Here is a 24649-nt window from a genome sequence, read left to right as displayed (position 1 = left end):
TAACCGCAAGGAAGAATAACCATGAAAAGAAAAATCGCTTGGGTTATATTGGCCGCCCCTTTGGTATTAACTGGCTGTGAGCAAATGGACTCCTTATTTGGAGGATCGGATCACAATGAGCCTTACTATCATGGTAAACGCTCTTCTTCTGTCAGCACAGAAAAGAAAAATACCAGCTCTCACCAATCGAACTCATCCAACACCAGTTCCTATAGCAGCAGCTCCTCCTCGTCCTCTTCATCTTCTGGACAGTCAGGGAATGCTGCACAAAGCGTCACTTCAGTGAATGATAGCCCTGCTGACATCAGTAATGCGGCAACCACTCCCAAACCTGCTCCAAGCGGCGCTGTACCAAATACCAGTCCAATGGTAGGTCAATAATCTGTTAACAAGGAAAATGCCATGACGACTGTTGCTGATGTGTTTATTGATACCCTGGAGGAAGCCGGCGTTAAACGTATTTATGGTATAGTAGGCGATTCCCTGAATGGTTTGACGAATGCTTTGCAAAAAAGAAAAACCATTTCCTGGGTTCATACAAGGCATGAAGAGGTCGCTGCTTTTGCAGCGGGGGCCGAGGCTCAGCTAACCGGCGAATTAAGCGTTTGTGCCGGAAGCTGCGGTCCTGGCAACGTTCATCTTATCAATGGCCTGTATGACTGTCAGCGCAGTAACGCGCCGGTATTGGCAATCGCGGCGCATATTCCCTCACCTGAAATTGGAGGGGATTATTTTCAGGAAACGCATCCTGCGATCCTGTTCAAAGAATGCAGTGTGTATTGCGAAATCATTTCTTCTCTGGAGCAGATGCCGCGCATTTTGAAAATTGCCATGCAAACAGCAATTGCTAAACGCGGGGTTGCGGTGATTGTCATTTCCGGGGATTTTGCTATGCAGGAAATTCGTGCCAGGCACTCGCCAGCCTGGATTCCAGCACCAAAACCCGTGGTTTTACCGGATAATGCCCTGCTTAAGCAATTGGCCAAAGAATTAAATGATGCCCAGCGGGTCACCATTTTTTGCGGGATTGGAGCAGCAGGCGCCCATCAGCCATTGATGGCTTTATGCGACAAGTTAAAAGCCCCGGTGGTCCATACGCTGCGCGGTAAAACCTTCATTGAGTATGATAATCCCTATGATGTCGGCATGACCGGTTTAATAGGATTTTCCTCTGGCTATTATGCAATGGAGTCCTGCGATGTCCTGTTGTTGTTGGGTACCAGTTTTCCTTACCGACAGTTCTATCCTGAAAATGCCAGAATTATTCAGATTGATATAGAAGGCGGTCAGTTAGGAAAACGAGCCGACATTGATTTAGGCGTGGTGGGGGATGTGAATGCCACACTGCAAGCATTGCTGCCATTAATAAAGCCTAAAACGGATAGCAGCCATCTTGACAAGGCGGTGGAGCATTATCGGCATGCTCGCAGAGAGTTGGATGACCTGGCGAGTGCTAAACCAGGTAAGAAACTGATTCATCCCCAGTATCTGGCAAAACTTATCAATGAAGAAAGCAGCGATGATGCGATCTTCACCTGTGATGTGGGAACTCCAACGGTTTGGGCTGCCCGTTATCTCATGATGAATGGCAAGCGGCGTCTGCTGGGCTCATTCAATCATGGCTCGATGGCGAATGCCTTGGCCCAGGCTATTGGCGCGCAGGCCTGTTATCCTAATCGTCAGGTCGTTGCCCTGTGCGGCGATGGCGGCTTTAGCATGCTGATGGGCGACATTCTGACGCTTGTTCAGCAGCAATTACCGGTTAAAATGGTTATCTTTAATAATGGTACCTTGGGCTTTGTGGAAATGGAGATGCATGTCGGTGGAATGCTCGAGTATGGCACCGAACTGGATAATCCCAATTTTGCACAAATGGTTGATGGGGTGGGAATTCTTGGTCTGCGTGTTGAAGACCCCGCTGATTTGCGTGATGCATTGGCTGCTGCATTCAAGCATCAGGGGCCGGCACTGGTGGATGTGCGGGTTAACCGCAATGAACTGGTTATGCCGCCTTCAATCAATATTGCCCAGGTTAAAGGATTTAGCCTCTATATGATGAAGGCCATTATTAATGGTCAGGGTACGGAAATTTTAAATCTGGTAAAGAATAATTTGTGGCGGTAGGATTTTATGGATTCATTAAAGCAACAGTCTGCGAAAGCAGCCCTGGATTTCATCGACGATGATATGATTGTCGGTGTGGGAACTGGCTCAACGGTTAATTTGTTTATTGAGCAGCTTGCTGTCATTAAACATCGTATTGATGCCTGTGTGGCCAGCTCTCTGGGCACACAGCAACGTCTTCGGGCATTGGGAATTCCAGTAGTCGATCTCAATGTGGCGGGAGAGGTGGCTATCTATATTGATGGCGCTGATGAGGTCACGGCCGCTCACCAGATGATTAAAGGGGGCGGGGGTGCTTTAACCCGAGAAAAAATTCTGGCGGCCGCATCCAGACAATTTATTTGTATTGTAGATGAGTCCAAGCTGGTGAACCGGCTGGGGGCATTTCCTGTAGCGGTGGAAGTGATTCCAATGGCCCGAAGCATGGTTGCACGCGAGCTGGTGAAATTAGGCGGCGATCCGGAGTACCGGGAGGGTTTTGTCACTGATAACGGAAATATTATTCTGGATGTTTATAACTTTGAAATTGAAGATGCGATGGCACTGGAACAAGCCATCAAATTGTTACCCGGGGTGGTGGAAAATGGTCTTTTCGCAAGGCAGCTGGCTGACAAGGTCATTGTAGCTGGAAAGCAGGGGATTCGAGTGGTGTAATGAATGAGTCTTGGTATCAATTGGAAGAGGGAAAGCTGATTCTTTCTCTTTATATTCAACCCGGGGCTAAAAAAAGTGAAATCTGCGGTCTGCATGGCCAAAGTCTAAAAATTAAACTCGCCGCCCCACCTGTTGAGGGCAAGGCGAATAAAGCTCTAATAAAGTTTTTGGCCCAGTCCCTGAACGTTCCGCTCGCGGCGATTTCAATTCGTCATGGGGAAAAATCCAGGATGAAGACAGTGATAATTCAGGGGGGCAGGAAAGAACTGGTATCCGCTTTGGTTCCTCATCTCCATTCAAGCTGAAGTCGTTGCACCTAACCTGTCATTCCCTCGCAGGCCTGCGCGGAAAGGCCTTGTTAGGTAATATAGACCCGGCAACCAAGTTGTCGTCTTTGCGAACGAAGTGAAGCAATCCAGGCCAACCTTGAGTTGGATTGCTTCGCTGATGCTCGCAAAGATAGTCTTTTGCATACCCTGTTTTCATTTTACGCAACAATACCTGCGCGAAATGACAGATCTGCACCGAGTGGAGCTTTAATGATTTCATCTTTTACACCATTCCCCGGAATCAACAATTTAAAAAATTCTCATCTATAGAATCAACCTGAAAATCTGCTACACTGAAAACTTCCTCTATTGATAATGGATTATCATGAGACTATTTAATTTTCTGTGTTGTTTATTAATTTCTTCAAGCTGTATTGCAGAAACCAAAGAGGTGGCAATTACCATTGATGATTTGCCGCTGGTCGGTTCCAGTATGAATACCCCGGGCAATCAGCAGCGATCTACCGAGCGGTTCCATCGAATTGTTCAGGCATTGGTGGATAATAAGGTACCTGCAACCGGATTTATTATCGCAGGTGCTATCGCCAAGGGGCAATGGGAGTTTCTGGAAGAGTTTCGCAATGCCGGTTTTATGTTAGGAAATCACACCTATTCGCATTACAACTTAAATAGCATGAACGCGGACAAGTATATTGCCGATCTGGACAAGGCGGACAAAAAGCTTGAGCCGATTATGACCGAGCCCAAATATTTCCGCTATCCTTACCTGGCAATGGGAAATAAGAACTCAAAGCCAAAAGTATTAGCCTATCTTCAGGAACATCATTACACCATTGCCCCAGTCACCATCGATAGCAAAGACTTTCAGTTTAATGAGCAGCTTTATAGAGTGCCTTATCGTATGCGGGAAAGCTATGTGAATAAACTAAAGCCGCGCTATCTTGCCTATATTTGGAAACAAACCCTGAGAGCAGAAAAGCAGGCAGAGGGTAAACCGGTTAAACAAATTCTGTTGATACATGCCAATCTGCTTAACAGTTATGCCTTGCCCGATATCATTAAGATGTATCGGGATAATGGGTATCAGTTTATCAGTTTGACAGACGCACTTAAAAACCCGGCGAACCAGTTAAATTATGGCACAGAAGAGAAAGATAACAGCGATGATGAATTGGAAAAAGAGCTTATGCCCTTTTCTTTGGATTGATTCAAAGAAACAGATTCGGATTGTGGCATCAATCCGAATCTGTTTCTTGAGAATTGTGTGGCTGCTTTTTCTGTTCCAGCAAGGCATCAAATAGTTTCTGCTTTTCAGGCGATAAGGATGCGCGTCTTAGTTGCATCATCTCGGCGTAAGTTCCCTGCACGCAATCAGGCGTCAGACGATCAATAATTAAAATACCATTTAAATGATCAATTTCATGCTGGAGCACTCTGGCATAAAAGCCCTCAGCCATTTGCTGATGCTGTTTGCCCTGTTCGTCAAAATAAGTGACCAGAATTTTATTAAAACGAGGAACCTTACCTGCCTTGCTGTTTACTGAATAACAGGCTTCAAAATCAGCGGTTTTCTCATTACCCACTGCCTGATAGTCAGGATTAATCATAATATGCATGGGATAAGTGACGACATTGTCACGCAAAAGAGCAGCACTTTCAGGAATATACAGAGCGATAATCTGTCGCGCCTGATTAACCTGCGGTGCCGCTAAACCAACCCCCCCAAGGCTGTAAAGCTTCGATTTCATCGCAGCTATCAGATTAATATCCTCATCAGATAAGGGAAAACTAACCGCTTTGGCGCGAGTGCCCAGTACGGGCTTATAAGCCTCGTCCTCAACGTGAACAATGGTTAAGGCCTGGGTGGAATGGCTGGTCATAAGGGCTCCAAAGAAAAAGATGGCTTGAATCAATAAGGACATGACTGGGTTTTGTTCCGTTTTAGACTCATTATCATAGCATTGTTTTTTCTTTGTATGCATACCAAAGTTCCTGTCTTTGGCATGCATTTAAAAGCTGCGCAGCGGATATTTATGTCAGCGGGTTGGTGAGCGGCGGTGCGATTACTGCATCATCAACAGCAGGGATTGGCTGCTGCTTTTTGTTGAATAAGCCATGAGGATTCTGACCATAACCATTGGGATTGTCCATTTTGGAAAATGGAGTATGGGTCGCGGAATGCAGTTGATCATACTTTCTCAGATGTCCCGGTTTATAAAGATGCAGGGCTTCAAGCAGGTCGAAAAAGCATCGTTTCACCCAAGCCAGGCTAAACATATCCAAATGCTGTCTGGCTGTAATGATGGTTTTAAAGACAGGACTTTCTACGTCTGATTTTAAATTCTCCAAGCGTTCGGAGATAGATTTTGATGTGTCATCGGCAATGGTCTCCAGCTTTTTGATTTCAATCTGCTTGGCAGTCAGGGTTTTCTGACTTTCATATAAAGATTTCTGTTTTTGCAATGCGTCACTGGCATGATCAAAATACAGTTTAAATGCATTAATTGCAGCTTTTACCTTGTCCAGTTGCTGATATTCAGCAAAATGTTCGGTTTGAAATTGACGGGCTTTATTCATTAACTCTTTACGGATTTTTCTTTTAATATCCTGTTCATTCAGAGCCCGCTCAACAAAATCATTTTTGAACGACATCAGGTACTCTTTCAGCTTCGCTTTATATTCCTGATCAACCATATGCAGGCCAACTTGCCTGTTAATGATCAGTTCCACCCGCTTATCAAAGGTATTTTCCGTATATTGTCGTCTGAAATTGTTGTTCTCCTGAACCTGGGCAGTTTGGAGCTGCTCAAGATAGGCTATTTTTTCTTCTGCAGACTTGATTGCTAATTCTGCTGTGGAGAGATTTCCAAGGTAATAACTGTAGGTGCTGCGCACTCTGTCCCTGATATTCGCGAGTTTTACTGCGGTTTTAAGTTCAGAGTTATGAATTAACTGATCAATCAATTTGTTTTCAGCACTGATTTCTTTAGGTAAGGGCAACTGCTTATGATGTTCTTCCAGTAAAGGATAAGCCTCTGCATAGGCCTGCAAGACACTTGTTTTTGCTTTCTCAATTCCTTTATTAATTTTATCCAGTGCCGGATTTTCTTCAGGCTCATCTTTCGCGTCTTTATTCTGGGATTGGATGAAGTTCAACTGATTGATCAGATTCAGGTAATGATCCATAGCGCCCATCAGCGTAGTGAGCGGTTTCATCTTGCTTTTGATTGGCTCTATCTGGTTTTCAGCTTCATCCAGTCTTATGTACGCCGCGTCTTTTCGTTGAACAATGGGCGAAAAATTGTGGACCAGACGCATGTGTTTTTCTGACACAAGATCTAATGGCTCAAGCATCCCCTTGTAGAGCTCATCGAGAATCACTTTCATTGGGCCTGTCAGCGTGCCCGGGGCCAGGTTGAGCTTGTCTTCCCATTTATCTGTTTCCAGAAGAATTTTGGCGAAGATGACCGTATTGATTTCTTCCAGATGGTCGATAGTAAAATTATTTGTAGTCTGAGTAAATTCGGCAAGTCTGACACGCAGCTCCTGGAAGAGTCGGTACATAACCGGTGTTTCCAGCAGTAGCCTGAAATAGGAGTCGGAGTTGGCAATAATTCGCTCAATATGGATAACGACTTTCTTAGTGTTGGTTTGTATGGCTAAAAGCTGGTCCTCTGAAAGATTCGGTTGACCTTCCAGTGCCGATTTAATTTGCGCAGGTACCATGAAAAACGCCTGCAGTGTGTACCAGATCGCGTTGTAACGTACTTCTCCAGGAACTTCCTCTGGGTCGACTTTACTGGCATCTGACAGGTAAGGTTCGCTTTGCTCCATCACCACGCGTTTCATGTCCTCTGCTTTGGCGAGTAATTCATTGGCCAGTATGGAAAGATGAGGATCTGTCGCCAAGGCCTTGCACAACTCTAAAAGTTCGGAGACATGTCCGTAAGCCTGTAAAAGATAGAAAACATACAATAACTTTGTGCTGCTGTTATCCAGTTTTTGCAATTGCTTAATAATTTGTTCGACATGATATAATGCATTAAACAATTGTTTGATATGACGGACCTGATGGCTTTGCGCCAGTACTTTGTGTGGGTCCTCCAACTCAGGAAAGGGCAGTTTATTACGCTCCTGAGTACCGAGATGCAATTCTGTTTTTACAGAAGTATTTAAAAATTGCGTCATATTCATTAGCGATTCGCGGAAATCACCAATTTTTTGCGCATAGTAGTCATGCTTAAACACATAGCTCGACCGGCTGCCATAATTCAGATTAGGCAGCACTTTAGCGGGCGCATGGCCACGGCTGGCGATAACCGCCATGATTTTTGAAGAAAGAGTTCTTAACTCGTCATGGAGAAAAGGACTGGCTAAAGCGTCTGCTAAATCGGAACGTACCTCAGTCTTAACGTCTTTACTGAGTTTTAGTTCAGCAATCGGAGCGCCCGCCGGATAGCTGATTTTGGCATCCAGACGTTCCTCAAGCTTTGCATTGCCCAATTGCTGGTATTGCAGCAATTTGCGATCGCAGATTTTATCCATACTTGCGAGCACTTCTTTGAACCAGTCTGCGTTTTTTGAAAAGTCGTTTGTCCTTACCTTTATGCGGAACTCATGCTCTGATTCAGGATTCAGATTCTCAATAATTGCCGCATCCAGTTTTTTCATATTTTCCACACTGGATTTTGCTGCTGTGGCTGCTAGGAAATAAGGGCGGAATTGATAATAATAGCGGCGAGCCTTAAGTTTTTCTTCTGCGGACATATCGCAGACAAACTCTGTTTTTGCCCCTTGCAGGATATTGGTGAACTGTTCGAAATACAGCTCGGCTTTCTGCAAATCATCTTTTCTAAGTGCGTAATAAGCGTGCAAGGCCTCTGCTTGCTCGAAGGATAAATTGTCCAGTTTGCCAATCTGGGTACCATAATCCATCGCCTGGATATCTGCCTCGCGGCTTTCCTGAGGTGATAAATGAATCGCCTTCGCTTCATTAAACAGGACCAAATCCTGTTCAATACTGGCAGGATGCAGGAAGATTTCAGCTTTAGCAACGAGCTCTTCCTCCAGGGCCCGGTTTTGATCCATCATATGCTGCTGCGAGGCATTGTCTCGGGCGATGCCTTTACCAATGATCTCTTTGTTACTCCGTACATTGGCAATCCAATCCATATTCTGATAATTATGAACATAGCGATCGTAAAGGGCTTTGATACCATACAAGGCAGCGCGGCCTTCGCCATTAAGTCCATTAACGATCGCGTCTTCCAGTTCGGGGGCTGCTTCGAGTACATAGCTTCGGAAGTATACGAAATGCTTTTTTAATGTCAGTTTGGTCGATGCGGGCAGGTCAATCAAGCGCTTACCTTGCAAATCTTCATCTTCAATAATCTGATAAAAGGCTTCGAATGCGGCTTGTGCACGCTCTATCTTGTTCAAGTTTTGCTGAGCTATTTGCTGACGCTCTCTAGGACCTTGAGTTCGCTTATCAAAGGCAGCTGCGGACCCCTCAAGTAGTTCAGGGCTGTCAGCAACCACTGGGAAGAACTTCTCGGTTTCTTTAACAAGCCCGAGGTACAGGGATTGTAAACTTTCTTCCAGTCGATTGCCTAATTTGCCATGAACCAATTGGGCTTTAAGCTCAATCTGATCGGCAATACCCAGCAACTGAGGAATAATCTGCTCTTTTATTACCAACAGTTTATGACGAATAAACTGAGGGTTTGAAGCCTCATTTTGCAATAACTCTCGAAGAGTATAAAAAGCCTGGCGAGTTAACTTATAAGCCAGTTGAGATGCCGCATCTTTAAGTTCTCTGGGAACTGGGTAGCTATCCCATTCCTGTTTAGCTTTTTGAAGAATTGAAAAAGCCTGTTCAAATTGTATGAGTGTGGATGGGGTCACTGCCAGGGTTTTGATGTTTTCAAAATCCAGGAAAGGAATATACTCGGAAACCGGGCTGCTTAAATCAGGTAAATCATTTTCGCTGAGAATATCGCTAATCGATTCGCCCGCAGCGGTAACAACCGAATAAGCAAGACCTTTATCAGTGACTTCGTAATAGATAGCCTGGCTTCCTGCATGACCATAATTTAAAGGCTCAGCTGGAATAGCGGCCAAAGCATTGGGTAGCGTTTGGTCAAGTGGTTTAAGCGTTAACTCGGGAGCAGAAAGACCGGCGCCTAAGTCAAGGTTTGCCGCTAAAGCGTCTGCCAGTTTATTAAAGCCTAGATTACGGTAAGTCAGTTGCTGTTGCAGACAAAGGGTCTCAATTTTTCGCAAAGTCTGCTGAAATGCGGTGCTTGAGTCTTTGAAAAAGTCTTTACTAATGCTGTTTGGAGCAGGTTTGTGATTCAATAAGCCCGCATTTAAATTATCTACAATATCCTGGTCCAGACGTTCAAACAGTTGTCTTGGTAAGGCCTCTGCCATAAACACCATAAAATAGGGCTGGAATTGGTTATAGTATTGTCTGGCGAGTTGTTTATCTGCTTCAGACAGCTCATGCAGAGAAGCGGCTGGAGAGGCCTCCAGAAGCTGGATAAAATTTTCAAAGGCCGTAGCCGCCCGTTCTACACGGGTGTGTTCGCTTAAATAATAGGCATAGAGTTGCTGAGCCTGGGTTGACTTAAGCCGGCGAGGGGCCGTAATTTGTCGACAGTATTCCTCTTTTTTAGGTTTGTAAGCCTGGTATTTGTCTTCCGGAATTCCCAATACTTCCAAGTCATTAAAGAGAATAAGATCATTGTTAACTTTTGCTGCAGGATTTAATAAAGTTGTTGTTTGTTTCTCAATGCTCTCAATGAGGTTCAAACCTGCATTGTAATGCTCTGTCTGCCTGTTGGACGCGTCTTGCAATGCCTTGGCAAGGTTTTCTTTATTGGCTAATACATGAACAACCCAATCATTGGTCTGATTGCCATACACATGATAATCCCAGTGCTTCATCACGCCATAAAAAACAGAGCGGCCTTGTGAGTTAAGTCCATTGACAATGCTGGCTTCCAGAGCGGGATTCATCGCTAAAAGAAACGGGCGGAAATAAGCAAATTGTTTTTTCAATAACTCTTTGGTTTCGGCAGACAAATCGATAATTCGTTTGTCTTTAAATTCTTCATCCTCCAGGATTGAGTAAAACTCTTCAAGTGCATCCTGTGCCTGGCCAATCATGTTAGAGTTATAATGACAGGCCTCGATTCGCTGGTAAACAGGCGCAATACGGGCTTTCACTGCTGAGGCAGAAACCACATGCAATGGAGGGTTATTGTCCAGAGCGGGATATCGACCGCTAACAACCGGCATGATTTCATTATGGAAGGCATTCAGATTATCAAGCAGTGGTTTTGTGAAGGTTTGCAGTTCTGCTTTTGCATGAATCTCCAGTTCATCGGTCAAGCTCAATAACTGAGGAATGAGTTCTTCTTGCAGCTGCTGCAATTTTTCTTTAACAGATAAATAGTTTTTATGATAGTCGGCGGCAAGACTTGCTTCGAGTAGCTGTATGTACTGATTACAGATTTTGGCCAATAACTGATTGCATGCCGCTTTTTGCTCTGCGCTGAGCGGGTAAGATTTCAGCTGCTCATCCAGATTAAATAAATGGGTAATCTGCTGTTCAAATCGTCCTTTAACCAGAGGGCCTAATGGAAGTGCGGACAAGGTTTTAAGCTTCAGTCGCTCAAGAATTGCCTTTACTGGCTCAGGCATAGTCAAATTATGGGTGTAACCATGGCGCTGGTTATCAAAATACAGTTTAAGTGCTTCCGTTAAACTGTTTGCCTTAATCGTTTTAACAAGAGAATATTGCGCTTCATCGACTACTTCTTTATTTCGTTTTGCATGAGTCAGTCCGGCATATGACTGCGCCCGTTTTCTGCAAACGGATGCCGCTTGGGCAAAACAGACATTCATATCCGATTCATGTTGCTGCAAAAACTCAAAACCTGAGTCGGGAATGGTCAGTTCATCAGAATTCAGCCAGTCAATATTTTCCTTGTCTATAAATTGAATTCTTGGCTCAGAGAGTGCGACGCAGAAATAAGGTTGAAAAATGTTGTACCAGTTTCTCAGTTCAGCTTTGGCTTTTACTAAAGCGGATTTCTCTTCCTCATTACTGCTTGGCAGGATACTATAGCGGGCCAGTGAAAGCATAAAGTTTTTATAGGCGGCATTCGCACTCAGCAACCTGTCCTCTATACCAGCGTAGTATGTCATCAGCAAAAGGCACTGTTTTGCGTTCAGGTTCTCTGGCTTGGATATGACCGTGCCCCACTTATCATCGGTGTTTATCCCATACGCAGGGGCGGCTTCTTTGCTAATATCCAGCGCTTTCTGTTCATCGAAAGTCAATACCTGACGGCTTGGGTCAAAGGGGTAGAGTCTCAAATCAGCTTTGGTATAAATGGACTCGATCAGAGCGATATTGGAGTTGAGATGAAAATTCTGTGTATTTAATTCTCGCTCAATTAAATGGCCAATGTTGCCTGCATGGTTGAGCAGATTGGCAATCCAGTCGACGCCCTCATATTTTTTCCACCAGCCATCGTAATACTCTTTAATTGTATGGAATGTGCTTTTGTCGCCCCCATTCAGTCCATAGACAATCGCGTTAGCCAAATTGACATCGTATTGCTCGACGGAATGCCTGAAGCGCATAAAATAGCTGGTCAGAAGCTCTCTCACGGGCAAAGGCAGATCCATTATGCGCACGCCCCGATATTGAGGAGACTGAATGATCCCGTAAAATTTCCGAAACGCGTCCTTCGCATCCTGAGCGGCATACAATTTTTGCCGGCTATGATCTATTCGTTCTCTTGTTCCCTGAATTCGTAATTCAAGAAGCTTGCTATCTTCTACAGTAGATAGTTCCGGCGCCTGTTCTGAAAATTTAACGAGCTTGCCGGTGTGCTCTATAATAGTGCTGTAAAGTGCCTTGATTTGCGTGTTTATGGGATCAGATAAAGAGCCTGGTTGTAACAGGAACTGATCCTCTATTTTATCGGCAAGCGCAAAAAGCTGCGGGAGCAGATCATATTTGAGCTTGGATAACTGGGCACAGACTGCTCGCTGAGTGGCCTCATTCATATTCATCGATTGAGCCAGAATACTGGATGTCAAGGTCACGACATTACGCAGGATTTTAATATAATGAATCACTTGCAAGGGTAGAAAGAGTCGATTATCCTGCAGCAGAGTAATTGAATTAAGCATTGCCAGGGCGCTGGCCTGTAACGATTCAATCGCTTTTTTATCAAGGCTCTGCATCTCTTGTAAGGTTTCAATGGCCTTGGGATCCAGAGGAACGCCTTTCTCGATAAGCGCTTGCATCAGTCCTTCAGAATGCAATTTAATCTGTTTGGTAAATTCCTGAAGATATTCAGGTAATTTAGCAGATAAATGGGTCAAAAAGTTGTAGTCGGTTTTGCCGCCCTTGGGTTGCAGTTGATCAACCGCTACTCCGGCAACATAACCGGCAGTATAGGCATGATTTCGGGCAAATTGGCTGGCCTGTTCAAGCAGTTTTACCCCTCTTTCAGGCGAGTCGGCATAGTTTTGGATACCCGAAAGCAGTTGTTCTCCCACTGCGAATTCCCGGGAAAACATTTCTACCAAATCAGAGTCTAGGTGAGTTGCCAGATAGCAGGCCGTATAAGCATGATCAATGGTACTATTGAGCAGTTTTTGAATGTCTAATTGTCGTTGCTCCTGTGCATCAACCGTCTGTTGCCTCTCTTTGGCTATTGAAACAATGCCATCTTTTAGCAGTTGCAAGTTTTCAACTTCATTTTCTTCGAGAGCGAAACACAGGCGATTAATTTCTTCCTCACTGAAAATCTTGCTTAATTCTTCGAGGGAAATTTTATCGACAATTAATCGTTGATTACGGGTGTTGGTAACATAGTAAACCAGTGGTAATTGGCCTGCTTTGAGTAAATTGCTGCCCAGTTTCTTCTTGAAAAGCTCAAGCCTGGAGAAGTCTCCTGCCCGCAATGCACTCAGAAATTGGGGAGTTTCTTCTTCGCCCAGCATGGTTTTCAATTCATCAGCGCTAAAGCTGCCATCAAACTGCTGTTTAGTTACCGGATGAATAAAGGAGTAACGAAGGGTTTTATTTTCTTCCTCGCCTTCTTCTTTCAGGTAAACCGTATTGGCGCTTAGATTAGCTTCCTGAGGAAATGCTGCAATAGAGAAGCTGTCTAAAGGGTTTCGCAAATAAATTTTGCCGGTGACCGGTTTTTTATTCACGTCTACGATGTCAAGGTGATATACCCCTCTGATATTCAAACTTTCCAAATCGAGAAAAGCCTGTTCACCGTGGTATAGGGCATTAATCAAATCTTTTATCTGTACCACTTCCCGGGGTTCACTGCTGTAATTTAAAACAGTATGCCCTGCCTGGTGTGTGGCTTGCATAATCAGCGGTAAGTTCGCTTGCAGATTTTCTATGGTCAGAGGATCACTTAGAGTGATTCCCAGGTTTAGTGGATCGAGTCTTGCGCTAACTTTCTGTGCCGGAGGGGCAATTACAGTATACTCAATCTGGCCATCCTGGATGGAGAAATAAATTTTTCCAGGTTCTATTACCATTTGATTGATATCGGTATCCTGCTCAAGCAAAATCGGTAAATACGATTTGGGAAAAGGAACGCCCACTGTGTACATGTTCGCTAAATAATGGGTGTTTAAACTCTCATTAAATCGAATGGAAACTTTAGGATTATCACCGGCAGGGAAGTCATAGCCTTCCGCCAACGTCTTGCAGATGAGCTCTCGCTGGGCTCGAAGAAACGCCGCCACTTGCTTTTCTTTAAAAGACTCGAGGGTTTTGAGCTGTTTGTCAGTAAACTCTAAAACAGGATTAGAGAATATATCTAAAATGGCTTTTAGCTTATCGAGCACGGCTTCATCTCTATGCAGTATTTATACCCTACATAATATATGTTGAACATTAAGTAAACCTTAAAATGCTTTTTTATTTATAAAGTTCAATATAAAAGCTCAATAGAATTTTAAAGAAAGTAGTTTATAATTCTTAAACTGTTTCAAAGTGAATAATTAAATGAATCCTGACAAGTTGGCCGAAATTCGCCGTGAATACGGCAATTTGACATTAGACGAGCATGTGGAAACAGATCCTTTCGAGCTTTTCCAGCGCTGGTTTGAAGAAGTTTTACAGATAGAAATCAGTGATCCGACTGCGATGGTGTTATCCACTACGGATGAACGCGGATTACCTGATTCAAGAGTGGTCCTGCTAAAAGGGCTGGAACAGGATTCTTTCTTATTTTATACCAACTATGACAGCGCGAAAGCGATGCAATTAAATCGTACCCCTTATGCAGCTCTGAATTTCTACTGGCCGCAGCTAGTGCGCCAGGTCCGTATCCGCGGGCGGGTTAAAAGAAACTCTCCTGAACAGTCTGATGATTATTTTAACAGCCGTCCTCTTGCCAGCCGGATAAGCGCCGTGGTTTCACCACAAAGCGCGGAAATCAATGAACGCATGCAGCTTGAAAAAGCGTTCAATGATTTGCTGGTAAAGCATAGTCAGGAGCCCATTATCCGTCCTCGCAATTGGGGGGGGTATCTGGTACTCCCTGATGAGTTTGAGTTCTGGCAGGGGAGAGATAATCGATTACATGATCGCTTACATTTCAGACATCAGGAAGGCAACTGGATTTGCCGGCGCTTAGCACCTTGAAACGATTTTCTGGAACCGTTGTATATTAAACTGCCCTCCCCGCGCGCCTTCGCGGGGAATGACAAAACTTCCCAGGGATTTCTCTCAATCTGACCGCCTATGCGTCAATACGGCAAAAATGGTTAATGAAATATATATTGTCAAGATTTTGTAAATTGTGTCTTCCCTCAGGCACACCCAATTGCCCAGGCGTACAATGGAACCATAACTTAAGATTAATTGCTTCACAAACTGGTGCGATAAATGCTTAAGGATTAATGAGTACATTTTAGTATGCAAAGGGGTATAGAAATGAAAGATAAAACAACGCTTACACCTTATTTACGATTACGTTTTAATATTGACCATCCAAGTCTTGAAGAGTGTTATGTTTTTGGTTACGAATGTGCCGCTGCGGAGCTTTCCGAAGAGGAAAACCCCTTTGCTGCCGGAACTGAAGAGCATGACCAATGGAGCGAAGGCTGGTGGGCAGGATTTTACGGGGAAGAACCTTTATTTTCACTGTCTGATCAGCTTGAAGAAGAGCAACAGCAAGCACCTCAGGCCGCTGCAAATGATCAATGGTATCACCATCCTTTTCAGTCAGCGTTTCTGTCAACGTTTTTAAAAATTACCGGGGCCCTGGCAGCGACTGCTGTAGTTGGCTATCAGGTTTTGGATTTGGTGGCTTAATGATTACAAAGAAATAAACCGCCTCTTGTCGACTAAAACAAGAGGCTGTGATGTTATTTAAACAATTTCAGAACCATGCTTCGCATTCTCTCAAGCTCCGATGGATTAAATTCCTTATAAATTGAACTGCCAATGTTCAGACATACCGTAACTTGTTCGCCCACTCCCTTAAGCAGATCAACACCTGACAGACGAAGAATTTGAATTTCATCTTTAATATCCTGGGCCCAAGGGTGGAAATAACTCATATTTGAAAATACCGGCAGAAAATAATGCCCGTTTTCAACCATATAAAGCACTTCCGGATTATCCGCTGCTGATTTTTTATCAATTGGAATGATAAAATTGGCTTTAATAAATTCAAGATAGGCCTTATTGGCTTCCTGACTGCTTCCAGACAAAGCCAGAGCTTGCTTCACCGCCGTTTCTAATGCGTTCATGATGACATTATTCTCATATTGAATTGCGCAGAGTATACCAATTTTTTTGCCGTCGGCGGCAAAAGATGGAATTTATATTTTGCTGAATTGAGGGAAATACGGCAGCGCTTTGAATTGGTCATTCCTCCTAAGCCTACGTACCCCTCTTTATGCGGGGTATCCATAAAAATGGTAGTGGGTTTCAAAATGCTTTTGCCAATCAGACGCATTGCCTGGATACCGCGCATAAAGCGCGGTACGTAGCCTTTATTGAATAACTGAGTAACACCTCGACAAATCAAGACGTTTTCTGAAGCTCGCTGGCTCGCTCCTCCAGAATGGCGACTGCCGGCAAAGTTTTTCCTTCCAGACATTCAAGAAATGCTCCGCCACCTGTAGAAATGTAGGAAATTTGCTGATTTAAATCGTAAAGATCGATAGCTGCCAGCGTATCGCCGCCGCCTGCAACCGAAAAAGCGTCGCTATCTGCGACAGCAATAGCCAGTGCCCGCGTTCCATAGGAAAATTGAGGAAACTCAAAGACGCCTACTGGTCCATTCCATATAATGGTTTGAGCTTTATCAATAATGTCCACATAGGCACGAACGGTGTCCGGTCCAATATCCATAATCATATCATCACTGGCAATGTGATGAAGTGATTTATTGAACGCAGGGCAGTTTTCAGTAAAGCTTTTTCCAACTACTACATCAGTAGGTAAGGGCATTTTGCACCCCTTTTCTTTTGCCAGCTGCAGAATTTCCCGCGCCTCATCCAAAAGCTCATCTTCACAGAGGGATACCCCAATTTCATGGCCCTGAGCTTTTAAAAAGGTATTGGCTATTCCGCCCCCTGGAATCAAATAATCTACCATCGTCACCATTTGCTTGAGCAGACTAAGCTTGGTAGATACTTTCGCTCCACCTACAACGGCCACGATCGGATGTTTCGGTGCTTTCAAAACCTGCTGCAAAGCCTCTAACTCACTCACTAATAAAGGACCTGCAGCGGCAAGAGGGGCAAATGCGGCTACACCGACTGTTGATGCCTGAGCGCGATGTGCAGTGCCAAAGGCGTCCATAATGAAAATGTCGCATAATGAAGCCAGTTTCTGCGATAAAAGCCGATCATTCTTTTTCTCGCCCACATTGAATCGAACATTTTCGCAAATCACTAATTCGCCGGGCCTGGTATCAATTCCATCGAGATAATCGCTGACAAAACGGACTGGATAATCAAGATACCCGGCAAAATAATCGGCTACCGGTTCAAGAGAAAACCGCTTCTCGAAACGCCCTTCTTCCGGGCGGCCCAGATGGGAAAGCACAATAACGGCAGCGCCTGCGTCCAAAGCCTGTTTGATAGTTGGCAGAGAGGCTTGCAAACGTTGGTCGCTGGTAATCATGCCATCCTTGATCGGGACGTTCAAATCCTCACGAATAAGAACCCGTTTATTCCTGAGATTCAGGTCGCTCATTTTTAAAACATTCATGTTTTTAATCTCTTAACGATTCATCATGCACTTGGCAGTATCAAGCATGCGGTTTGAAAACCCCCATTCATTATCATACCAGGCCACCACCTTAACCAGATTACCCATGACTTTGGTCTGTGTCACGTCAAATATTGCAGACGCTGGATGGTGATTGAAGTCGCAGGAGACCAGAGGCTCTTCGTTGATGTGGAGAATATCGTTTTTTGCCTGACGCATAATGTCGTTAACTTCGCTGACCGATGTTTCCCGGGCAGCAATAAACGTCAGATCGACTACGGAAACATTCAAAGTCGGAACTCGCATTGCAAAGCCGTCCAGTTTACCGGCCAGTTCAGGTAATACCAGACCTACCGCAGAGGCCGCCCCTGTTTTGGTGGGAATGATGGATTGAGTTGCCGAACGGGCGCGTCTTAAATCAGAATGGCTGCCATCCAGTAACAATTGATCTTTGGTATAGGCATGCACAGTGTTAACCAGACCCTGGGTAATGCCAATGCGCTGATGCAGGGGATTGACGACTGGTGCAAGGCAGTTCGTAGTGCAGGAGGCATTAGAGACAATGATATCGGTGGCACGCAGGCTGTGGTGATTGACTCCATAGACAATGGTGGCATCCGCATCTTTACCTGGCGCTGAAATCAGCACTTTCTTGGCGCCAGATGCAATATGCTGCATGGCTTTTTCCCGGGATGTGAATGCCCCGGTACATTCCAGCACCACATCGACATCCAAATCGCCCCAGGGTAAAAGAGCAGGATCCCGTTGTGCCAACACTTTAATCGGTTGGCCATCAACGACCAGTTTATCCCCATCGATAGCAACAGCGCTGGCAAAACGGCCATGGGTGGAATCATATCGGGTCAGATGAGCGGTGGTTTCAATGCCTGAGAGGTCATTGATTGCTACTATTTGCAACTCATCCTGACGGCCGTTTTCAAAAAAAGCACGCAGAATGCAGCGTCCAATCCGGCCATAGCCATTAATTGCGACTCGTATAGTCATAAAACTTCTCCGAAATATACTGACTCAATCAAAGAGCCATTATTACAATCTATTGATTACTTTAATAATATGTTCTACGGTTAGTCCCAGATACTCATAGGCTTTCGCCGCTGGAGCTGAAACTCCAAAACGCTCAAGACCTATCACTTCGCCGTCAAGTCCGACAAACCGATACCAGTAACCACTGGCCGCAGCCTCAATCGCAATGCGCTTGCGTACATGTCTGGGCAAGACCTGTTCCTGATACGCTTCATCTTGCTGCAAGAAACGCTCGCAGCATGGCATGGAGACCACACGAATTCGTTTACCGTTTGCGCGCGCCTGGTTTGCCGCGTCCAGAGCGAGCTGAACTTCCGAGCCGGTAGCCAGCAGAATAATTTCCGGCTCTTCACAGTCGCTCAGAATATAAGCGCCTTTGCTAATTAAGGCAGAAGCATCGGGCGCGTGAGAAAGCGCCGGCAAATTCTGGCGCGATAACAGGAGAGCGGATGGGCCGAACTGATGTTGTAAGGCTTCTGCCCAGGCGACGGCCGTTTCCACCAGATCAGCAGGGCGCCAAACCTGCATGCCAGGTGTTAGACGAAGCATCGCGGCATGCTCTACAGGCTGATGGGTGGGGCCGTCTTCGCCAAGACCAATCGAGTCATGTGTTAACACAAAAATAACACGCTGGTTCATCAATGCACTTAAACGAATTGCATTTCGAGCATAATCGGTAAACACCAGAAAGGTGCCGCCATAGGGAATAAAGCCGCCATGTAAAGCGATGCCGTTCATTACCGCAGCCATCGCAAATTCACGTACACCATAATATAAATAATTTCCTGAAAAATCCTCTGCAGAAATGGCCTTGCTGCCGGACCAGTCAGTATTATTTGAGCCGGTTAAATCGGCTGAGCCGCCCAACATTTCAGGTAATTCTTTGGCAAAATGCTCAATGCAATACTGGGAACTTTTACGAGAAGCCATTGTTTTGTTTTCGGCAATGCACTGCTGAATAAAATGCTGTGCATCAGCTGGCCAGTTGTCAGGCAAGTCGCCATTAATACGTCTTAAAAACTCCTGATAGTCTTCCTTATATTGTTTCTGATAGTCATTACAGGACAAAAGCCATTGTTTTTCATCATGCTGACCCTGCTCAACATGATTCCATTCTGCATAAATCTGATTGGGAATTTCAAATGCCGGGTGAGGCCAGTTCAGTGTTTTACGAACCTGCTCAATTCCAGCCGCACCAAGAGGGGCGCCATGCGACTTTTCACTGCCTGCCACGTGAGACGCAAAGCCGATTGTGGTTTTGCAGATAATCAGACTGGGTTTGGTCGTTTCCGCTCGGGCTTGTTTAATGGCTGTTTCAATCTCAATGGGATTATGGCCGTCAATGGGGCCGATGACTTGCCAGTGATAGGCTTTGAAGCGCATAGCCGTGTCATCGCGAAACCAGTTGTCGACCTTTCCATCAATAGAGATGCCATTGTCATCGTAAAATACAATCAGTTTGCCTAATTCCAGAGTGCCGGCAAGAGAAGAGGCTTCATGGGATATCCCTTCCATTAGACAGCCGTCGCCAACAAAAGCATAGGTAAAATGGTTAACCAGCTCAATATTAGGGCGATTAAACTGGCGGGCCATCAATTTTTCAGCAATGGCCATTCCCACCGCATTGGCTAAGCCCTGGCCTAAAGGGCCGGTCGTTGTTTCCACACCAGGGGTTTCACCAAACTCGGGATGGCCAGGGGTTTTCGAGTGTAACTGACGAAAATTTTTAAGCTCTTCAATCGGCAGATTATAGCCGCTTAAATGCAGCAAGGAATATAAGAGCATGGAGCCATGTCCATTGGACAAGACAAAACGGTCGCGATCATACCAATGAGGATTCTTGGGATTATGTTTCAGAAATTTCTGCCATAGCACAGTGGCGATATCAGCCATCCCCAGCGGCATTCCAGGATGTCCGGACTGAGCTTGTTCTACCGCATCAATACTTAAAATTCTTACCGCATTGGCCAAATCACTTGATGAATGCATGTGTTACTTCCCCTATTATCAGGTTGCCTATTGTCGCTCAGAAGCTTTTAATCAGCAAGGTTGCCGAGATTGTTTTATTAGTATTGTATAAAACTTGTTCATTACCAGGCTTTTTCTATATTTATTTTACTTTTTGTTTAAAATTTGAGATCATGCATGTCTCGAATTTAACTCTAAAAGGGCATTATGTACGTTGTAATGCGACGATTGCCTCAAGTTGTACAACTGGAACCGTCAATTACACTGGAAGGCACAAAAATTTGGCAAACCGCGGACTTTTCTAGCAGGCCGCAGGCGTTCTATGAGTCCCTTGTCGAAGACCATCTGGCATTGACACTCGAATACAGCATACTCTGTACGCATCTTGCGCACGAATTTATGTTGCATCCAGACTCGCCCGAATTTACAAAACAACTTGAGGCAGCGCTCTTATTTGCCGAACTATTGGAATATCTGTTTCGCAATTACATCAATGTGCCACGCGAGGTGCTTCGTTTAAGAAAAGAGCAGGCTGTTTACCGCTATTACCTTGAAAGACGCGGCTATTATTTCGAGCCTCAGCCTGCCGAGCTGGAATTAAAGGCGGATACCTTCACCCAGAAAATGCGCAATGACACGGCATGGGTTAATCCTTTTCGATTGATTTTTATTCGCAGCAAGCGCTTGCTCAATGCTCTGGTGCCAGTTCTTAGCCAGATCGATCAATATGCGAAAGCAATGGCTACGGTTGATAAAGTGCTCAATCCGGCATTGGCTTATCTGGGCTGGATATTTTTTGCTCCTCGTCTGTTCTCCAATTTATTCCTTCTTTTTAAACATTCTGTACCTGCGTTCATGACTGAGCAGGAGAAAAATCTCGGCTTCTGGTTTCGTTTTCTAGCGCAATTAAAACGGCGCTATTTCGAGATTGGAAATGATGTGATCTGGTTTACGGCCGGGGTATTGAATTGCTTTGTTTTTGTAGGGCCATTGGCACCCATTGGCGTTTATTTCAGTCTGGCCTGCTTTATTTATGACATCATCTGGGCAGGTATCAGAGCCGGTATTGAAATTCATCGATTTAACCAGTTAAAAGCCAAATACGCTGAAATGGCTGAGGAGATTAAGGATGATGATTCAAGATACGAAGAATACCAGGCATTGCTTCGCCATCAGAAAATTCTGGACTTTCGTATTGAAATAGAAACCAAGCGCGTACTCACTACGATTGCAACGACTGCCGGCGTTTGTCTTGGCTTCATCCTGATGCTGCCATTTTTCATGGCCAACCCCATTATCCCCCTCGTTGGCGCAATGATTTTCTTAAGCGCGACTGTGGCGGGCTTTTTGGCTACCCGTTATTTTGAAGAGTTAAGACCTCAGGATCAGCTGCAATTACCACAAAAGGAAAAGCCAGGTATTACGTCTTCGCCGCTCCTGTTTTTTAGCTCGGTTAATAAGACTGAGCGAGAAGAAAATTATGATGACGCATTTCTTGCTCAGCCCGCTTTCTAGGTTCCCATAGCCTGGGCATTGGAGCATTCTTTCGGAAAGTGCTATGCTCTTCTTTTTATTCCTAGAGATCTGTAATGTCGAAAGTTAAACTACCGTCTTTCAAATCGATTGATCCAGAACATTTTGCAAACGAACTGGGCGATATGCTGCAGAATAATCTGGAGCGCATTAATACTTTATTGCAACAGGAAACCACTTTTACCTGGGAAAATCTGATTGAGCCGCTTGATGAAATGGAGGATGAACTGGAGCGTTTCTGGTCACCGCTATCCCATCTGCATGCCGTGGTAAACTCACCCGAATTACGGGCCTGCTACAAAGATTGTCTACCCCAACTGTCAGCTTACCAGTCAGCGATTGGCCAAAATCAGGCCTTGTATGAGGCTGTTCGTTCCCTGGATGTTACCCGCATGGATGATGTACAGAAAAAATTGCATGAAGATATGCTGCAGGGTTTTGAATTATCCGGTGTAGCCTTGTCTCCTGAGGATAAACAGGAGTTTGAAAACATCCAGGCAAGACTTTCGGAATTATCCAATCAATTTGAGAACAATGTGCTCGATGCCGGACAGGCATTTACAATGCATGTCACCGATGAGGCCAAACTAAAAGGCCTGCCGGAGCATGCCATTCTGACTGCCAGAGAGTTGGCCGAGGAAAAACAATTGCCGGGATGGGTGCTTAATCTTGAGTTTCCCTGCTATCTGGCGGTAATAACCTATGCCGACGATAGAGAATTACGCGAAACCTTTTATCATGCTTTTGTAACCCGCGCGTCAGATCAGGGGCCAACAGCGGGTAAATTTGACAACTCAGCCATTATGCAGGAAATCCTGGCATTGCGACATCGTGAGGCGCAGTTATTAGGATTTAAAAATTATGCAGAATTGTCGATTGCCACCAAAATGGTGGACTCAACCACTCAGGTCACTGATTTTCTGCTTGATTTGAGCGAGCGTGCTCTTGATCAGGCCAGGGCAGAGTTCCAGAATCTGCAAAAATACGCAAGAGAAGAATGGAAAATTGATCCCGTCTCTCCCTGGGATATCCCGTATCTATCCGAAAAACTGAGTCACCGCGATTACAATTTTTCACAGGAGGAATTGCGTCCATTCTTCCCGCAAAATCAGGTGATGAATGGGCTGTTTAACATAATCGAACGCTTGTATGGCATTCGCCTGCAGGAGGTCAAAAACGCTGAAACCTGGCATCCTGACGTCATTTGCTATGAGTTACTGGATGAAAAAAATGACTCACGCGGGTTTATGTATGTGGATCTCTATGCCAGACAAAATAAACGCGGAGGTGCCTGGATGGACTCACTGCAAACAAGAAGACGCCTGCCCAACGGCGAGATTCAGTTACCCATCGCCACTCTGACCTGCAATTTTGCCAAACCCGCCGGAGATAACCCAGGCACTTTATCCCATGACGAAGTGTCTACCTTATTTCATGAATGCGGTCATTGCCTGCACCATCTTCTGACTCAGGTCGATTATATAAGTGCATCCGGCATTCACGGCGTCGAATGGGATGCCGTTGAATTACCCAGCCAGATTTTTGAGAACTGGTGCTGGGAAAAAGAAGCGCTGGATGAATTAAGCTGCCATGTTGAGACCGGAGAAAAGCTCTCTGATCAATGGTATGAAAAAATGCTGGCTGCAAAAAACTTCCAATCCGCAATGGGGATGATGCGGCAGCTGGAGTTCTCATTATTTGATTTCAGAATCCATCAGCATTTTGCGAATGAAGCCGATTTTATTTCCCGAATGCTGAAAGAAGTCCGAAGCATTACCGCAGTAACTCCATCAACCCCATACAATCGTTTTCCGCATAGCTTCACCCATATTTTTGCAGGCGGATATGCAGCGGGTTATTACAGCTACAAATGGGCAGAAGTGCTTTCCAGCGATGCCTACTCCCGTTTTGAAGAAGAGGGCATCTTCAACCCGCAAACCGGGCGCGACTTCCTGCGAAGTATCCTGGAAGTAGGGGGATCCAAAAAAGCCGCCGACGCCTTTATTTCCTTCCGCGGACGACCTGCCACAGTAGACGCCTTACTGCGTCACAACGGCATCAAAAGCTAAGAAAAAGTAAGGCATAGTCATCTACAATCTCAGAAAACACAGCCGGCTAGCATCTACGTCCCTCGGTTTATCTGAGGGATCCAGAAAATTCATAGAGAAACACTCAACCCTGCGGACAGCCGCAGGACGTAGGAGTGATGATGTGTAGATAGCTATGCCTTGAGCAGGAAGCTTTTCATCAACAAAACAGACATTTTTACCACCACAGGATCAAAATTCTCAGACTTATGTTATAATAAAAGTTGGGGGGCGACCTGGCTTCGACGCGGGTTGCGAAACCGGAGGTGCATGCCGAGAAGGAGATCTCTCGTAAATAAGACTCAGTAAATATAAATGCAAACGATGAAAACTTTGCTGGTGAAGCTATCGCTGCGTAAGCTTTGATAGTGTAAACCAACCGTGTGCTGCCAAAAAACCAGCACCCCGTTCGACCGAGCCCGCTTATCGGTATCGAATCAACGGTCATAAGAGATAAGCTAGCAATCCCGCCCGTCTCGAGCGTGCTTGCGAAATTCAGAGAATCGCTGTGTCTAATCCTGCCTGTCGGAGGAGCCACAGCTAAAACCAATCGACAAGGCTAAGCATGTAGAACTAAAGGCAGAGGATTTGCGGACGCGGGTTCGATTCCCGCCGCCTCCACCATAACCCATTGATTTAAATCACTTTTTTTAATTGAACTTCTT

15 protein-coding genes and 1 other RNA gene are annotated in these 24649 nt (G+C 45.1%); 10 read left to right on the top strand and 6 right to left on the bottom strand.

Annotation, left to right across the window (positions count from 1 at the left end; all coding sequences use genetic code 11):
• Positions 1–21: 21 nt before the first annotated feature.
• The 5 genes from DYH61_RS13720 (at position 22) to DYH61_RS13695 (ending at position 4275) form a co-directional block, all read left to right on the top strand.
• Complete coding sequence (locus tag DYH61_RS13720; protein WP_058507155.1) at positions 22–381, top strand: hypothetical protein; 360 nt, start codon at positions 22–24, stop codon at positions 379–381.
• A 21-nt stretch (positions 382–402) separates the two neighbouring features.
• On the top strand, positions 403–2124 hold the full coding sequence (poxB, locus tag DYH61_RS13715; protein ID WP_058507156.1) for a ubiquinone-dependent pyruvate dehydrogenase: 1722 nt from the start codon (positions 403–405) through the stop codon (positions 2122–2124).
• Between the two features lie 6 nt (positions 2125–2130).
• Positions 2131–2778, top strand: a complete 648-nt coding sequence (gene rpiA, locus DYH61_RS13710; protein ID WP_058507157.1) for a ribose-5-phosphate isomerase RpiA — start codon at positions 2131–2133, stop codon at positions 2776–2778.
• A complete protein-coding gene (locus DYH61_RS13705; RefSeq protein WP_058507158.1) occupies positions 2778–3083 on the top strand; it encodes a DUF167 domain-containing protein in 306 nt (101 codons plus the stop codon). The genes rpiA and DYH61_RS13705 overlap by 1 nt, the downstream gene beginning before the upstream one ends.
• A 349-nt stretch (positions 3084–3432) precedes the next feature.
• Positions 3433–4275: a polysaccharide deacetylase family protein gene (locus DYH61_RS13695; RefSeq protein ID WP_058507159.1), complete on the top strand. Its 843-nt coding sequence runs from the start codon at positions 3433–3435 to the stop codon at positions 4273–4275.
• Between the two features lie 28 nt (positions 4276–4303).
• On the opposite strand, the gene DYH61_RS13690 is transcribed toward DYH61_RS13695, so the two are convergent.
• Together DYH61_RS13690 and DYH61_RS13685 are read right to left on the bottom strand one after the other, a co-directional pair.
• Positions 4304–4948 (bottom strand): peptide deformylase, encoded by a 645-nt coding sequence (locus DYH61_RS13690; protein WP_058507318.1) that lies wholly within the window; start codon positions 4946–4948, stop codon positions 4304–4306.
• 151 nt (positions 4949–5099) lie between these two features.
• Positions 5100–13967, bottom strand: a complete 8868-nt coding sequence (locus DYH61_RS13685; RefSeq protein WP_058507160.1) for a hypothetical protein — start codon at positions 13965–13967, stop codon at positions 5100–5102.
• Positions 13968–14127: 160 nt separating this feature from the next.
• On the opposite strand from DYH61_RS13685, the gene pdxH reads away from it, so the two are divergent.
• Both pdxH and DYH61_RS13675 read left to right on the top strand, forming a co-directional pair.
• A complete protein-coding gene (gene pdxH, locus DYH61_RS13680; protein WP_058507161.1) occupies positions 14128–14769 on the top strand; it encodes a pyridoxamine 5'-phosphate oxidase in 642 nt (213 codons plus the stop codon).
• Positions 14770–15060: 291 nt separating this feature from the next.
• On the top strand, positions 15061–15441 hold the full coding sequence (locus tag DYH61_RS13675) for a hypothetical protein (RefSeq protein WP_058507162.1): 381 nt from the start codon (positions 15061–15063) through the stop codon (positions 15439–15441).
• Between the two features lie 53 nt (positions 15442–15494).
• On the opposite strand, the gene DYH61_RS13670 is transcribed toward DYH61_RS13675, so the two are convergent.
• From DYH61_RS13670 to tkt, 4 genes are all read right to left on the bottom strand, one after another.
• On the bottom strand, positions 15495–15881 hold the full coding sequence (locus DYH61_RS13670; protein ID WP_058507163.1) for an SseB family protein: 387 nt from the start codon (positions 15879–15881) through the stop codon (positions 15495–15497).
• A gap of 277 nt (positions 15882–16158) precedes the next feature.
• Positions 16159–17352 carry a phosphoglycerate kinase gene (locus DYH61_RS13660; RefSeq protein WP_058507165.1) on the bottom strand — a complete coding sequence of 398 codons (1194 nt, stop codon included), beginning with the start codon at positions 17350–17352 and terminating at the stop codon, positions 16159–16161.
• A gap of 12 nt (positions 17353–17364) precedes the next feature.
• On the bottom strand, positions 17365–18357 hold the full coding sequence (gene gap / locus DYH61_RS13655) for a type I glyceraldehyde-3-phosphate dehydrogenase (protein WP_058507166.1): 993 nt from the start codon (positions 18355–18357) through the stop codon (positions 17365–17367).
• A 42-nt stretch (positions 18358–18399) separates the two neighbouring features.
• Positions 18400–20385 (bottom strand): transketolase, encoded by a 1986-nt coding sequence (gene tkt, locus DYH61_RS13650; RefSeq protein ID WP_058507167.1) that lies wholly within the window; start codon positions 20383–20385, stop codon positions 18400–18402.
• A gap of 198 nt (positions 20386–20583) precedes the next feature.
• Between tkt and DYH61_RS13645 the strand changes: the two genes are divergently transcribed.
• From DYH61_RS13645 to ssrA, 3 genes are all read left to right on the top strand, one after another.
• Positions 20584–21879: a hypothetical protein gene (locus DYH61_RS13645; protein ID WP_058507168.1), complete on the top strand. Its 1296-nt coding sequence runs from the start codon at positions 20584–20586 to the stop codon at positions 21877–21879.
• A gap of 74 nt (positions 21880–21953) precedes the next feature.
• Entirely contained in the window at positions 21954–23966 is a 2013-nt protein-coding gene (locus tag DYH61_RS13640) for a M3 family metallopeptidase (protein WP_058507169.1), read from the top strand.
• Between the two features lie 245 nt (positions 23967–24211).
• Positions 24212–24608: a transfer-messenger RNA gene (gene ssrA / locus DYH61_RS13635) on the top strand.
• The last annotated feature ends 41 nt before the right edge of the window (positions 24609–24649 follow it).

It is taken from the genome of Legionella quinlivanii, assembly GCF_900461555.1.
Taxonomy (GTDB): domain Bacteria; phylum Pseudomonadota; class Gammaproteobacteria; order Legionellales; family Legionellaceae; genus Legionella_C; species Legionella_C quinlivanii.
Note: the sequence above shows the minus strand (reverse complement) of the source record. Positions and strands in the feature narration are given on the sequence as shown.